This is a genomic window from Streptomyces sp. NPDC048419, assembly GCF_043200415.1.
Lineage (GTDB): Bacteria > Actinomycetota > Actinomycetes > Streptomycetales > Streptomycetaceae > Streptomyces.
Genome location: NZ_JBICXT010000004.1, coordinates 1 through 13,671, shown reverse-complemented (window position 1 = coordinate 13,671; position 13,671 = coordinate 1). Strand labels below are relative to the sequence as shown.

Here is a 13,671-nt window from a genome sequence, read left to right as displayed (position 1 = left end):
GTTCCGCCAGCTGGGTGCGGCAGGCAGACGAACGCGTTGAGCACCACCATGCCCGCCCGGGTACCCAAACGCACCGGGAGAAGGGAAAGAATTCGATCGAGGTCGCGGAACTAGCCGCGGTCCGCCGCGATGTGGCAGAGCAGCAGGCAGACGTCGTCGTCGCGTTCGGAGTCGCTGAGCATCGGGTCCAGGATCCGGTCCGCCGAACCGTCCAGGTCCAGTTCCAGTTGCGCCGGCCCGAGGGAGCCGAGCGCCTGCGCGAGGCGTTCGATGCCCGGGTCTATACCGAGGGCTCGCCGCTCGACCAGACCGTCCGTATAGAGCGCCAGCGTCGAACCGGGCGGCATCTCCATCGTGTGGTCGTGGATCTGCTGGCTGAGCGGAATGCCGAGCATGGCGCTGGGCTTCGCGTCCAGCGTGTGCACCTGCCCGTCCGGCGTGCGCAGCACGGGCGGCGGGTGCCCGGCCGCGGCCCAGGTGAGCGTGGTCTCGTCCGGGTGGAAGCGGGCGATGACGGCCGTGGCGTACAGATCCGGCTGGAGATGGTGCAGGAACGTGTGCAGCCGGGTCAGTAGCGTGCCGGGGCTGCCGCCGTCCACCGCGTACGCGCGCAGCGCGGTGCGCAGTTGACTCATCATCACGGCCGCGTGCAGCCCGTGGCCGGTGACGTCGCCGATGACCGCGATCAGGCCGCCGTCGGGCTGACGGAAGGCGTCGTACCAGTCACCGCCGATGTTCAGCCCGTGGGTGGCCGGCAGATAGCGGGCCGCGAGCCGCAGGCCCGGTGTCGTCGGCAGGTCCGTGAGCAGGGCGCGCTGCAGCGTCTCGGCGATGTCACGGTTGTGCTCGAAGCGCCGGGCGTTGTCTATGGCGATGCTGGCCCGCCGGGCGATCTCGATCAGCATGACCGCGTCGTCCGGGTCCCAGCCGTCGCCGGCGGGCGGAGCCAGCGTGAGCACGCCCAGCGGAGCCCGGCGGGTCGGCAACGGGATGCACAGCAGGGGCAGTTCGGGATCCAGGGCCGACGGCGGCTGGTCGTCGACGCCGGGCAGCCCGCCCGGGCGGCGCGCGGCGTACTGAGGGCGGCCGGTGCGGGCCGCCACGACCGCGGCGGCCGGGTGGGGCGAGGGCGGTGCCTGCTCGTCGTCGCCGTCGAAGAGCCAGACGTCGACGCTGCGCGCGTACTCGGGCACGAGCAGCTCGGGCAGCCTGCGCACGATCTCGTCGTGGTTGAGCGAGGACGTCAGGACCGCGCTCGCGTTGGCCAGGAACGTCAGCCGGCGGCGGGCGCTCTCCGCCTCCGTGCGGGCCTTGCGCTCGGCGGCGAAGGCCTCCTGCTGGGCGATTCCGGCCGCGTCCAGCTCCGCGTGCAGGGCCACCACGCCCTGGTTGGTCTGGTGCAGCTCCTCGCGGTGGAAGGCGACCAGTTCCTCCTGGTCGGACAGCTTCTCCAGCACCAGGGCCGTGTCCTCGTCGGCACCGAGCAGGGACTCCGCCAGCTCCGCCGCGGCGTCCGGCGGCGTGGTGCCGGCCGCAGCGGCCGACGGCTCGGGGCAGACGACCGAGGCCCGCCACGGGGCGTGGGCGGCGGACTCCGCGGGATCGCGGGCGGCCAGCGACAGATGCAGCGCCCTCGGCTCCGCCTCGTCCGTGACGAGGTCCATCGTGAGCCGCCAGGTGCCGCCCTTGGTCAGGCACTGGCGCAGCTGGGTGCTGAGCGAGGTGGTCAGACGGGTGCGGTCGAGGGCGGCGACACCGTACGCGGCGGCCAGCCGGGCGGTGGCGATACGGGCCCGGGCGGCGTCGGTGACGGTGGTGATGTCCCAGGTGCGCTTCATCGGCGGTCCCGTGGTGTCGGGGCCAGTACGGCCACGGCGGTGTCGTCCCGGACCGGTCGGGCGGCGCTGCCCGCGTCGCGCAGGGTCACCGCCGCGACGACGGCCGGGTCGGCCGACAGCACACCAGGATCGGCCGGTGGCGTCCAGCGGCTGGGCAGGCCGTCGCTGTGCATGATCAGCAGCTGGCCGGCCGCCCAGGGCATCCGGTCCTCGCGCAGGGTCCCGGGCCGGTGGACGCCGACGATGCCGGGGCGGCACAGCAGGGCGCGCCAGGTGTCTCCGACCTGCAGCCGGGCCCCTATGTTGCCGATACCGGCGAAGCGGAGGAGCCCCGCGCCGCTGTCGACCTGGGCCACGGCGACGGCCGCCCCGCGGGTGCCCTTCAGCGCGGTGTCGAGGTGCCGCAGACACTCGGCGGGGGTGAGGTGGGCCGAGGCGTGCAGCGCGTCCACCGCCGCCGTCGAGGCGCGTGCGGCTTCCGGCCCGTGCCCCAGTCCGTCGGCCAGCATCAGGGTGGCGCGCTCGCCCGACCGGACCCAGGCCCAGGCGTCGCCGGAGGTCTCCGCGCCGCCGAAGGGCACGTTGACCCCGCCGGCGCGCAGTCCGTGCGGCACGACCGCCCGCGGGCGGGCACCGACCCGGGCCAGGGCGACAGTGCCCCGTCCCGGCAGGCTGTGCAGCGCGAAGTCGTCCGCCACGCGCCGGCAGGTGCCCAGGCCGGCGCCGAGGGAGCGCGCCGTGGAGAACCCGTCGCTGAGGGCGGCGGGGACGTCGGCGATACCGGGACCGTGGTCGATCGCCGCTATCTGCACGAACCACACGGGGGAGCGGGCGTCGGCCGGAGCCGGCGCGGGCACGATCTCGACCAGGAGCTGTCCGCCCCCGGTGTGTTTGAGCAGGTTGGTGGCCAGCTCGGTGGCCACCAGCGAGGCGGCCGCCGTGCGCGCCGAGTCGAGCCCGGCCAGGGTCGCCGCGGCTTCCGCGGCGACCCTGGCGTCACGCACCCGGGTCGAGTCGTGCACCGGTACGTCCCACACACGGGGCATCAGATCCCCCTGCGCTGCCGCGGCGGAGCGGACGGCCAGGAGATCACCGTCACCGCGGTGCCCTCGCCCGGTGCGCTCTCCACGGAGAACTCGTGCACCAGGCGCTTGGCTCCGCCGAGCCCCATGCCCAGCCCGTCGCTCGACGTGTAGCCGTCGCTCAGGGCCCGTTCCAGGTCGAGGATGCCGGGGCCCTTGTCGGAGAAGGTCAGCCGCAGGCCGACCGCCCGGCCGCGGGTCTCCCGGGACGAGTCCATCCGGCCGCCCCCGCCGTGCACCAGGGTGTTGCGGGCCAGCTCGCTGGCGGCGGTCACCAGCTTCGTCTGCTCCACCAGGCCGAATCCGAGCAAGCCTGCGGCCTGTCGTACGTGCTGCCGGACCCACACCAGGTCCATGTCGGACTGGATCGGCAGGCAGGCCTCCACGCCTGCGGAGGTCGGCATCATCGAGGCTCCGCGGACTGCGGGCCGGGACGGGACGCGGGCGTCTGGCGGCCGAGCAGGTCCATGGCCGCTTCCGTGTTCAGGGCGGTGAGCAGTCCGGGCAGCGTCAGGCCCAGCTCCACCAGCGTGATCGCGACCGCCGGGCGCATGCCGGCCACCACGGTCCGGGCGGCCAGCAGCGAGCACTGCGCCGCGATCTCCGCCAGTACGCGTCCGAGGAAGGAGTCGACGATCTCCATGCCGGAGATGTCGATGACCACCCCGGTCACCCCGCTGCTCGAGATGGTGTCGGCGATGTCCTGCTGCAGCTGCTGCGCCGTGCTGTCGTACAGGTCTCCCTGCAGGGTGACCAGCAAGATGTTGCCCAGCCGGAGCACCGGCACATGGGCGGAGGCGTAATGGCCGAAGTCGCTCACCGCGAACCCGCACCGTCCGCAGGCGCGTTGACGATGCCCGCACCCAGCTCGTGCAGGGCGTACCGCAGGGCGTCGGCCAGGCTGGACCGGGTGATCACGGTGCCGAGGTCCAGGCCGAGATGGACGATGGTCTGGGCGATCGCGGGGCGGATGCCGGAGACGACGCACTCGGCGCCCATCAGCCGGGCTGCCGCCACGGTCTTCATCAGGTGCTGCGCCACGAGCGAGTCGACCGTCGGCACGCCGGTGATGTCCAGGATCGCGAACCGCGCGTGCTGCTCGACGATCGCTTCCAGCAGCGTCTCCATCACGACCTGGCTGCGCGCGCTGTCGAGCGTTCCGATCAGGGGTACGGCCACGATGCCGTCCCACAACTTGATGACAGGGGTGGCCACTTCGAGCAGCTGCAGCTGCTGCCGCTCGATCAGGGCGTGGCCCTCCGTCAGCGCCGTGTCCAGGACGACCAGCCGCAGCGTCCCCATCAGCACGGTCAGTGCCATCACGGACTCCCGCGCCCGTTCGGCGGGTGCATCCGCGAGATCGGCGAGCAGCAGGTTCGCCGTGGGCGGGCGCAGGGCGTCCACCTCGGTCGAGACATGCGCGGTGGTGTACCCGGCACGGGAGCGGGAGGCGCCCATGCGGGACAACTGCTCGCGCACCACGGTGAATCCGGCGGCGTCCGTGTCGTGCATCCGCTCGGCGTCCGCGACATCGGCCAGCGCGTCGAGGACGTGCCGCGCCGCCTCGACGGCCTCGTCCCTGGACACGGTGAACACGGTGCGGAACAGGGACTCGTCGGCCCAGCGCTGGGCGAGCTGCTCGCGGCGGCGGCGGAGGAACTCCGCGACCTGTCCCGTGGGCGATCCGTTCGTTCCAGCCGCTTCGTGATCCGGCACCTGTTCTGTTCACTCCTCGTCCGAGTCGTCCTTGTCGCGTCGGGCGAACCCGCCGCAGGATGCGGGGGTGAAGCCCTTGCCGGACGACAACCTTAACCATGGTCCGGGGCGGCCCGGGGCCCCGTCCGGCCCAATGATCCCTTCCGGCAGCCGCACCCCCTGCCCCGCCTGCTTCCCTCCGGGCAGACGATGACCCGAGTCACCCCTGTTCCTGGATGATGCGCGCCATCGCCTCCTCGACGCTCTCCGACACCGGCACGGTGATGCTGACGCCCGTGAGGTCGAGAATCCGGCGTACGGCGGGCGTGGGCGAGATGATGTGGACGCTCCCAGGCAGATCACGGGCCTCCTGATAGGCGCGCAGGATGATGCTCATCCCGGAGGAGTCCATGAACGGCACCTTCGACAGATCCAGCAGGAAGTGCCGCCGGCCGTGGTGCAGCTGGTTGGCCAGATGGTGCTGGAGCTCCGTCGCGGTGTCGACGTCCAAGTAGCCCTCGGCGGTGATCACGGCCACGTCCTGGGCGGGCAGGGTGACCTCGACGGACAGGGGGTTCTGGGCAATGGACACGACTTCCTCCAAAACGACGGGTGCTACGACAGCGCTGCGCGATTACCCCTGATCGCGCTCGCCATGCACCAGGTCACCTGCTGCACTCCTGTGACAAAGCCGGACCGAATGTGATCGTGCGAATCGGGTAACTGCTGCTGTGGGACAGGGAGCCGATCTCACTGTGTGGGGCGGGACCGTTCGGCCAAGGCATGGAAGGCAGTTTGAGGTGGAGGAGTGGTGAGCCGGCCCGGTGGGACCCGGGCAACGGTCCAGGTGACGACCGCGGCGGCGGCACGCGCCCACGCGCGGTCGGTGGTACGTGAGCAGTGGGAGACGGCGTACGGCACGGCCCGCGAGGAAGATCTCATCGATCTGCTCCTCGTCGTGTCCGAACTCGTCACCAACGCGATCCGGCACGGCGACGGCCTGGCAGGGTTCGAGGTCGCACCGGCCCTGGGCGGTCTGCGGATCCGCGTCCAGGACAACAGCGACCTGGTGCCGGAGACGGCGTACGGATCCGGCGCCCTGCCGGTGGTGCACGCGGGCAACGGCTACGGCTGGCCGCTGATCATCCGGCTGGCGCGGGAGATCTCGATCGAGAGACGCCCCGTGGGCGGCAAGACGATCAGCATGCTGGTCCCCCTGAAGGCCACGGACCGGCGCTCCGCCGCGGAGGCCGAGCAGCCGGCGTGAGGCACCGGTGTCTCACCAGGGTAGGAAGACGTGAATGTCCTTCCCGCTCTCGCTCGTGGCGACGCTGATCTGCTCGCACAGCGCATGGAGCAGATGCCAGCCCACCCCGCCGCCCCCGCCGTCGGGATGGAAGGGGCGTGGCGCAGGCGGAACCTGGCTCGTGTCGTGCATGACCACGTGAATGCCGTCGAAGGTCCTGCGCATCCTGAGTTCGAAGGGGCCCGGTGCGTACTGGATCGCGTTCGCGGCCAGTTCCGTGACCACCAGCAATATGTCGTCCCAGTGCTCCGGCGTGGCCGGAGGTGTCACCTCCGAGAGGTCGTCGAGGAAACGCTCCGCGTCGAGGCGGGCGTCCGTCACATCGCTCAGCTCGCCGGGGAAGCGAGTGACCCGTTCCGGGATCTCCCCTGGTGTGAGTGTCATGTTCCAACGCGGCTCGGTCGGCATCTCACCTTTCCACCCCGTGTCTACAGCCCTGTCGTCGTGGGCACTTGTGTTTCGGGAGTGTCCACGTTCCCAAGTCGGTGAGGGCTACGCATCCGCTGAAGCATTGCCGCTGTATCCGACACGGAACGTCACACACGCTCACGGAAACACTCGCTCACCGGAACACGTTGTCCCCATCGTCCCAGCTCGACAACTCGTCCGGAACGCTCCGCCGCGGAGGGTGTGTACGGGCCTGGTACATGGCGTCGATCTCGAAGGCGTAGTGGCGCACGATCGCGTCCCGGCGCAGCTTCATCGACGGCGTCATGAGTCCGCTCGCCATGTCGAACTGCGACGGGAGCACGCGGAAGACCCGGATCGACTCCGTGCGCGAGACCGCGCTGTTGGCGGCGGCCACGGCGCGCCCGATCTCCTCCCGCAGCGCGTTCTCCTCGCGGGCCTCCCGGCTCGGGGTGTCGCTCTGCAGGGCCAGCGAACCGCGCCAGTACGCCAGGAACTGCGGGTCCAGGGTGATCAGCGCCCCCACGCAGGGGCGGTTGTCGCCCACGACGACCGCCTGGTGGACCAGCGGATGCATCCTCAGCCGCTGCTCGAGGGCGGCCGGGGCGACACTCTTGCCGCCGCTGGTGACGATGATGTCCTTCTTGCGGCCGGTGATCGTCAGATAGCCCTCGGAGTCCAGCCGCCCCAGGTCTCCGGTGGCCAGCCACTCGCCGCGCAGCGCCGCCCGCGTCGCCGGCTCGTCGTTGACGTAGCCCTGGAACACCGACGGCCCGCGCACCAGGATCTCGCCGTCGTCGGCCACCATGACGTCCGTGCCGGGCAGAGCCTGTCCCACCGTGCCCGACATCTCCCGGCCCAGCGGCTGCGCAGTGACGCCGCCCCCGGTCTCGGTGAGCCCGTAGCCGTCGTTGACGTAGATCCCGATCCCCTCGAAGAACAGGGACAGTTCGCGGCTGAGGGTCGAGCCCCCGGACGAGGCGCGGCACACCCGGCCGCCGAGCGCGGCGCGCAGCTTGCGGTACACCGTCCGCTCGAACAGGGCGTGTTGCAGCCGCAGATCGAAACCGGGGCCCGAGCCGCCACCCAGCCGGTGCCGTTCGAGAGCCGCGGCGTAGTCCCGCGCCGTGTCCGCCGCCCGCTCGAACAGCGCGCCCCGGCCGGTCTCCTGGGCGGCGCGCAGGAAGTTCTTGTAGATCCGTTCGAAGAGAGAGGGCACCGCACAGATGTAGGTGGGCCGGAAGGACTTCAGCGAGGCGGCCAGCGCCTCTTCGCTCAGGTCGGGTTCATGACCCAGCATCATGCCGCCGCGGATGCACAGACCCTGGACGAGAAGACCGTAGACGTGGGAGAACGGCAGGAAGGCGAGGACCGTCCCCTGCTGCGCGCCCGGCGGGATCACCGTGTGGCCCCAGCCCGCGAGCAGGGTGTCGCACGGACTCGCCAGGTTGCGGTGGCTGAGCGCGCAGCCCAGGGGGTGGCCGGTCGTGCCCGAGGTGTAGGTGACGGCGGCGGTCGAGTCCGGCAGCACGATGCGGCGCATCGAATCGACCGTGGTGAACGGGATGAACGCGCCGCGCTCCACCAGCTCCTTCATCGCCCCCGCGTCCAACTGCCAGACGTGGCGCAACTGCGGCAGCACTCCGCACACGGAGCCGACCGTCATCACCGCCTGCTCGTCCTCCACCACCACGGCCACGCAGCCGGAGTCCCTGAGGATCCACTCCACCTGGTCGCGCGAGGACGTCGGGTAGATCGGGACGATCTCGGCCCCCACCGCCCACAGCGCGTACGAGAGCACCGTCCACTCGTAACGGGTCCGCGCCATGATCGCCACGCGGTGGCCCGGTGAAATGCCGGACGCGATCAGGCCTTTCGCCAGATCGACCACCTGGTCGCGCACCTCTACGGCGGTCACCTCCTCCCAGGTGGTGGAGGTGGGGTCCGTACGGCGTGCGAGCAGCGGAAGGGTGGGGTTCCGGGCCGCCGTCTCGAAGACGCTGTCGGCCAGGCCGCCGGTCAGGGACGAGACGGTGGGGGGAGCGAGGGCGAAGTCGCGCATGCGCTGCTCCTGGACTGTACGGAGGGTGAGCACGCCGACGATTTCCGTTGTCGACGGTGCTCGAATCTAGCCCAGCTCAGAGCGGATGGTGACCAGAACTTGTGAAGTTGCACACCCGTGATGATCTCGGGATGTACCGGGAATGTGAACTCCCGTCAATAACGGGCCCACTGAGCTCATCGCGTCACGCCTGGGTGTGCCGCGCGCACGCCGTGACGACCTCGCGCAGACTCCCGGTCTGCTCCAGCAGCCCCCGCTGGAGCTGCGCGCCCGTGCCGCCGTCGAGAAGTTGGGCGCAACCCACCCGGGCCCGGTCCAGGTCGTCGCTGTCGGCGAGCGCCTGCCCGGTGTGTTCCAGCAGCGCCTCCACCACGGTTTCGGCGGGCAGCCGGCGCATGGTCGCCGGGTGCAGCAGCTCCTCCGCGAGCCCGGAGCGCGCCGCCCGCCAGGCGGCCATCCGGAGCAGGCTCACGCTGTGGTCCACCGGGTCCTGCCCGGCCCGCCACTCCCGGGCCGCGGTCTCCACGAGCCCCCGGGCGAGCATGGCGATCAGCACCGCGGTCGAGGCGTGCAGGCACACGTCGGCCACCCGGATCTCCACCGTCGGATATTGCTGCGAGAGCCGGGCGTCGAAGTAGACCATTCCCTCGTCGAGGATCACCCCGCTCGCGACCATGTGCGCCACCCGCCGGTGGTAGCGCTCGGCCGAGCCGAACACCTCGGTCGGACCGGACGACGGCCAGCGCTGCCACACCCGGCTGCGGTAGCTGTGGTAGCTGGTGTCCTTGCCCTGCCAGTAAGGGGAGTTGGAGCTGAGCGCCGCCAGGACCGACAGCCAGGGCCGGATGCGGTCGAGGATCGCGACGCCCTCCTCGTCGGAGTCGACGGCCACATGCACGTGACAGCCGCACACCAGCGGCTCCTGGGCGGCGAGGCCGTACTGCTCCGCCATCCACTGATACCGGCTGCCCTTTCCGACGGACGGGTTCACCGGCAGCGGAGAGCTGGCCAGGGCCGCCACCGTGCACCCGATCTCCCCGGCGTGCCGGGCCGCTTCCTTACGGCAGCGGACGATCTCCGCGCTCAACTCCGCCATCTCGGCCTGGGGATGCGTGGCGAACTCCAGCATCTGGCCGTAGAGCTCCTTCTCGAACACCTCCTGGTCCGGGTCGTCCTGTTCCGCCCGGGCCAGCACCGCGCCCGACAGTGCCTTTGGTTCACCGGTCTCCGGGTCCACCAGGAGAAGTTCCTCCTCCACGCCGACGGTCCGCACCGAAGCTGCCTCCCTGTGACATCACACCGCTGCGATGTCACCGGGTACCCCGCTGATCGTCATTGGAACGGGGTGAACCAGACGGTGGCGAGCGGCGGCAGGGTGAGCGTGATCCGCTCCTCCTCGACCTTGATGTCCTCCGGGTTGGTGACGCCCCCGCCGCCGTAGCAGGCGGCGTCCGTGTTGAGGACCTCCCGCCAGGCCGGGAAGGCGTCGGGTGCCCAGAGGCGGTAGCCGTGGCGGACGACGGGGGAGAAGTTGGAGACCGACAGCAGCGGGGCGCCGTCGGCGGCGAACCGCAGGAACGCGAAGACGTTGTCCTCGGCGGCGTCCCCCAGCACCCACTGGAAGCCGCCCGGGTCGGTGTCCCGCTGCCACAGCGCCGGAGTGCCGCGGTAGACCGAGTTGAGATCGCGGACCAGGTCCCTGACCCCGCGGTGGTCGGCCTCGGCGCCGTAACCGGGGGAGACCAGCCACCAGTCGGGCCCATGCTCCTGGGACCACTCGGACCCCTGGGCGAACTCCTGTCCCATGAAGAGGAGTTGCTTGCCCGGATGGGCCCACATGAAGCCGAGGTAGGCGCGGTGGTTGGCCCGCTGCTGCCACCAGTCGCCGGGCATCTTCGACACCAGCGCCTGCTTGCCGTGCACGACTTCGTCGTGCGAGATGGGCAGGACGTAGTTCTCGCTGTACGCGTACATCATCGAGAACGTCATCTCGTTGTGGTGGTACTTGCGGTGCACCGGCTCGTGCTCGACGTAGCCGAGCGAGTCGTGCATCCAGCCCATGTTCCACTTCAGCCCGAAGCCCAGGCCGCCGCTGTCGGTGGGGCGCGTCACGCCGCCCCACGCCGTCGACTCCTCGGCGATGGTCACCACACCGGGCGCCCGCCGGTACACCGTCGCGTTCATCTCCTGCAAGAACTTCATCGCGTCCAGGTCCTCGCGCCCGCCGTGCACGTTCGGCACCCACTGGCCCGAGTCCCGCGAGTAGTCCAGGTAGAGCATGGAGGCGACGGCGTCCACCCGCAGGCCGTCGATGTGGAACTCCTCGCACCAGTAGACGGCGTTCGCCACCAGGAAGTTGCGCACCTCGACGCGCCCGAAGTCGAACTCGTAGGTGCCCCAGTCGGGATGCTCGGCCCGCCGCGAGTCCCCGGGCTCGTACAGCGGATCGCCGTCGAACCGCGCCAGCGCCCAGTCGTCCTTGGGGAAGTGGGCGGGCACCCAGTCCATGATCACGCCGATGCCGGCCCGGTGCAGGGAGTCGATCAGGTACCGGAGGTCGTCCGGGGTGCCGAGCCGCGAGGTCGGTGCGTAGTAGGAGGTGACCTGATACCCCCAGGACGGGCCGAAGGGATGCTCGGCGAGCGGCATCAGCTCGACATGGGTGAAGCCGAGCCGCCTGACGTACTCCGGCAGCTGGTCGGCGATTTGACGGTACGTCAGTCCCGGTCGCCAGGACGGCAGATGGACCTCGTAGACCGAGAAGGGCGCCTCGTGCACCGGGGTGTCCCCGCGGTGCGCCATCCACTCGGTGTCGCTCCACTCGTAGTCCGAGGACGTCACGATGGACGCCGTCGCGGGCGGCACCTCCGTACGGCGGGCCATCGGGTCGGCCTTGAGGAAGCGGCCGCCGTACCGCGAGGTGATCTCGAACTTGTAGCGCGCGCCTTCGCCGATGCCGGGCACGAACAGCTCCCACACCCCGGACGCGCCCAGGGACCGCATCGGCAGCGCCGTGCCGTCCCAGCAGGTGAACTCCCCGGCCACCCGGACGCCTTGGGCGTTCGGCGCCCACACGGTGAACCGGGTGCCGGTCACGCCGTCGTGGGTCATCGGGTGCGCGCCCAGCGCCTTCCACAGCTCCTCGTGCCGGCCCTCGCGGACGAGGTGCAGGTCGAGTTCGCCGAGCGCGGGCAGGAAGCGGTACGGGTCAGCCGTCTCGTGCTCGCCGTCCGCGTACCGCACGACCAGCGTGTAGTCGGGGATCGAGCCGAGTGGCAGCACACCGGAGAACAGACCGTCGCCCTCCGACACCAGCGTCTGCCGCTCGCCGTCGACGACGACGAACACCGCGCGGGCGTACGGGCGCAGGGCCCGGAAGGCGATGCCGCCCGGCACCGGATGGGCGCCGAGCAGGGCGTGCGGATCGTGATGGCGGCCGGAGAGCAGGCGTTCGCGGTCGCCCGGATCCAGGGCGGGCGCGATCCCGCATCCGGTGGTCGGCGGGCCGGACGGCTCGGGAAGTGAGGTGTCACGCAGGGCCACGGGGTTCAGCCTCCTCTCACGGCGAGACGCTCGATCGCCGCCATCGGTACGGGGAGCCAGTCCGGTCGGTTCCGGGCTTCGTACAGGACCTCGTACACGGCTCGGTCGGTCTCGTAGGCGCGCAGCAGCGCGTGTTTCTTGCGTGGGTCCCAACCTGCCCGGTCGGCATAGCCCGCGCAGTACGCCTCGCGGCAGCGGCGCGCCCACTCCGGGCGCCACGGGCGGCGCTGCCGCGCTGCGTAGTCGAAGGAGCGCAGCATGCCCGCGATGTCCCGCAACGGGGACTGGGCGCTGCGCCGTTCGGCGAGGGGGCGGGACGGCTCGCCCTCGAAGTCGATGACGAACCAGTCCCGGCCGGCTCGCAGCACCTGTCCAAGGTGCAGGTCTCCGTGGATGCGCTGGGCGGACGGCCCGGTGTCGCACGTGATCAGCGCGCCGAAGGCGGAGCGCAGGCCCGCCACATAGGGCTGGAGCGCGGGCACGCAGTGCGCCGCGGAGACCAGGCGCTCGGTCATCGCCGCCGCCGTCCGCCCGTTCTCGTCGTGGGTCCCGGCGGGGAACGCGGCGGCCAGCGCGACATGCACGTCCGCGGTGGCCCGGCCCAACTCGCGGGCCTGCACGGTGAAGTCGTCACCGGAGGCGAGCGCGTGCAGTGCCAGCGCCCAGCCGTCCGAGGCGCCGGGCAGGAACGGCTGCAGCACGCCGAGCGTCGCCTCCTGCGGATGCGTCGTACGGAACCACGCCACGGGCGCCGGCACCCGGCCGCACCCCTGCGCGGCCAGCGCCTCCGGCACCTCCAGGTCGGGGTTGACGCCGGGCTGGATGCGCCGGAAGACCTTCAGGATGAACTCGTCGCCGTACACGAGCGAGGAGTTGGACTGCTCGGCCTCCAGCACCCGCGGCACCAGGCCCGCGGGCACGCGCACGGACGGGTTCGCCTCGAAGCGCAGGGGGCCGGCCGCACCGGGCTGCCGCAGCCGCTCCAGGAGGAGCTGCGCGGAACGAGGGTCCTGCAGCGCGTCGTACACCAGCAGACCGGCGAGCGGCCCCACTTCGGCCCGGCCGATCAGGGCGCGTCCGAGCCTCGGCGAGGGGTTCTTGCGTACGCCGAGCAGCAGTTGGTAGCAGTCTCCGACGGGCGCGGCACCACTGGGGACGGGCACTCCGGACTGACCGGCGTGCACCAGGAGATGCAGACAGCCCGGGAAGAGCTCGGTGAAGGACAGCAGAGCGAGGTCCGTGACGGGCCGGTCCTTGCCGGCGAACCAGCGCTGGCGCGGCAGCCATGTGCGCAGCAGCCCGGCGAGCGAGGCCATGGGCCCGGTGACGACACTGCGTCTGGGGCTCAGCGATGCGGTCTTCGTCGTCATGGCGACGCGTCCTTTCCTCGGCTCACGCTCAAGACCGGTGGCCGATGCGGGATGCGACTCGGGTGAGCCGGAACCAGTAGAAGCCGTGCCCGGCGAGGGTCAGCAGATAGGGCAGTTCACCGATGGCGGGAAAGCGCACCCCGCCGATGAGCTCCACGGGATGGCGTCCGTCGTAGGCCCGCAGGTCCAGCTCGGTGGGCTGGGCGAAGCGGGAGAAGTTGTTCACGCAGAGCACCAAGTCGTCCTCGTACTCCCGGAGATAGGCCAGAACAGCCGGGTTGGAGGAGGGGAGTTCGGTGTAGGTGCCGAGGCCGAAGGCGGGGTTCTGCTTGCGGATCTCGATCATGCGGCGGGTCCAGTGCAGCAG

General features: G+C 71.2%; 13 protein-coding genes. 1 reads left to right on the top strand and 12 read right to left on the bottom strand.

The window, feature by feature from the left end; translation table 11 throughout:
• Window positions 1-110: 110 nt before the first annotated feature.
• The 6 genes from ACGFYN_RS10295 to ACGFYN_RS10270 form a co-directional block, all read right to left on the bottom strand.
• The gene (locus ACGFYN_RS10295; RefSeq protein ID WP_393865350.1) at window positions 111-1,838 is read right to left on the bottom strand and encodes a PP2C family protein-serine/threonine phosphatase; all 1,728 of its coding nucleotides are present in this window, start codon (window positions 1,836-1,838) and stop codon (window positions 111-113) included.
• Window positions 1,835-2,884, bottom strand: coding sequence for a SpoIIE family protein phosphatase (locus tag ACGFYN_RS10290; RefSeq protein WP_393865349.1), 1,050 nt, complete (start codon window positions 2,882-2,884; stop codon window positions 1,835-1,837). Before ACGFYN_RS10290 ends, ACGFYN_RS10295 begins: the two co-directional genes overlap by 4 nt.
• Window positions 2,884-3,324, bottom strand: coding sequence for an anti-sigma regulatory factor (locus ACGFYN_RS10285; RefSeq protein ID WP_393865799.1), 441 nt, complete (start codon window positions 3,322-3,324; stop codon window positions 2,884-2,886). The genes ACGFYN_RS10290 and ACGFYN_RS10285 overlap by 1 nt, the downstream gene beginning before the upstream one ends.
• Window positions 3,324-3,740 carry an STAS domain-containing protein gene (locus tag ACGFYN_RS10280; protein ID WP_393865348.1) on the bottom strand — a complete coding sequence of 139 codons (417 nt, stop codon included), beginning with the start codon at window positions 3,738-3,740 and terminating at the stop codon, window positions 3,324-3,326. Before ACGFYN_RS10280 ends, ACGFYN_RS10285 begins: the two co-directional genes overlap by 1 nt.
• The gene (locus tag ACGFYN_RS10275; RefSeq protein WP_393865347.1) at window positions 3,737-4,636 is read right to left on the bottom strand and encodes an STAS domain-containing protein; all 900 of its coding nucleotides are present in this window, start codon (window positions 4,634-4,636) and stop codon (window positions 3,737-3,739) included. Before ACGFYN_RS10275 ends, ACGFYN_RS10280 begins: the two co-directional genes overlap by 4 nt.
• A 199-nt stretch (window positions 4,637-4,835) precedes the next feature.
• On the bottom strand, window positions 4,836-5,207 hold the full coding sequence (locus tag ACGFYN_RS10270) for an STAS domain-containing protein (RefSeq protein ID WP_393865346.1): 372 nt from the start codon (window positions 5,205-5,207) through the stop codon (window positions 4,836-4,838).
• A gap of 219 nt (window positions 5,208-5,426) precedes the next feature.
• Between ACGFYN_RS10270 and ACGFYN_RS10265 the strand changes: the two genes are divergently transcribed.
• The gene (locus ACGFYN_RS10265; RefSeq protein WP_393865345.1) at window positions 5,427-5,882 is read left to right on the top strand and encodes an ATP-binding protein; all 456 of its coding nucleotides are present in this window, start codon (window positions 5,427-5,429) and stop codon (window positions 5,880-5,882) included.
• Between the two features lie 12 nt (window positions 5,883-5,894).
• Here ACGFYN_RS10265 and ACGFYN_RS10260 read toward each other — a convergent pair whose 3' ends face one another.
• The 6 genes from ACGFYN_RS10260 to ACGFYN_RS10235 form a co-directional block, all read right to left on the bottom strand.
• Window positions 5,895-6,329 carry an ATP-binding protein gene (locus ACGFYN_RS10260; protein ID WP_393865344.1) on the bottom strand — a complete coding sequence of 145 codons (435 nt, stop codon included), beginning with the start codon at window positions 6,327-6,329 and terminating at the stop codon, window positions 5,895-5,897.
• Between the two features lie 154 nt (window positions 6,330-6,483).
• Window positions 6,484-8,391, bottom strand: a complete 1,908-nt coding sequence (locus ACGFYN_RS10255) for an AMP-dependent synthetase/ligase (protein WP_393865343.1) — start codon at window positions 8,389-8,391, stop codon at window positions 6,484-6,486.
• Window positions 8,392-8,575: 184 nt separating this feature from the next.
• Complete coding sequence (locus tag ACGFYN_RS10250) at window positions 8,576-9,664, bottom strand: glutamate--cysteine ligase (protein WP_393865342.1); 1,089 nt, start codon at window positions 9,662-9,664, stop codon at window positions 8,576-8,578.
• A gap of 59 nt (window positions 9,665-9,723) precedes the next feature.
• Window positions 9,724-11,934 carry a 1,4-alpha-glucan branching enzyme gene (glgB, locus tag ACGFYN_RS10245; RefSeq protein WP_393865341.1) on the bottom strand — a complete coding sequence of 737 codons (2,211 nt, stop codon included), beginning with the start codon at window positions 11,932-11,934 and terminating at the stop codon, window positions 9,724-9,726.
• Between the two features lie 5 nt (window positions 11,935-11,939).
• Window positions 11,940-13,304 (bottom strand): maltokinase, encoded by a 1,365-nt coding sequence (locus ACGFYN_RS10240; protein WP_393865340.1) that lies wholly within the window; start codon window positions 13,302-13,304, stop codon window positions 11,940-11,942.
• A gap of 28 nt (window positions 13,305-13,332) precedes the next feature.
• Window positions 13,333-13,671, bottom strand: a 339-nt coding sequence (locus ACGFYN_RS10235; RefSeq protein WP_393865339.1) for an alpha-glucosidase C-terminal domain-containing protein, incomplete at its 5' end; no start/stop codon positions are given.

Excerpts from the sequence above, each read along its gene's own strand:
- ACGFYN_RS10295 (WP_393865350.1), bottom strand. The coding sequence starts at position 1,838 with ATGAAGCGCACCTGGGACATCACCACCGTCACCGACGCCGCCCGGGCC.
- ACGFYN_RS10290 (WP_393865349.1), bottom strand. The coding sequence starts at position 2,884 with ATGCCCCGTGTGTGGGACGTACCGGTGCACGACTCGACCCGGGTGCGT.
- ACGFYN_RS10285 (WP_393865799.1), bottom strand. The coding sequence starts at position 3,324 with ATGCCGACCTCCGCAGGCGTGGAGGCCTGCCTGCCGATCCAGTCCGAC.
- ACGFYN_RS10260 (WP_393865344.1), bottom strand. The coding sequence starts at position 6,329 with ATGCCGACCGAGCCGCGTTGGAACATGACACTCACACCAGGGGAGATC.
- ACGFYN_RS10255 (WP_393865343.1), bottom strand. The coding sequence starts at position 8,391 with ATGCGCGACTTCGCCCTCGCTCCCCCCACCGTCTCGTCCCTGACCGGC.
- ACGFYN_RS10240 (WP_393865340.1), bottom strand. The coding sequence starts at position 13,304 with ATGACGACGAAGACCGCATCGCTGAGCCCCAGACGCAGTGTCGTCACC.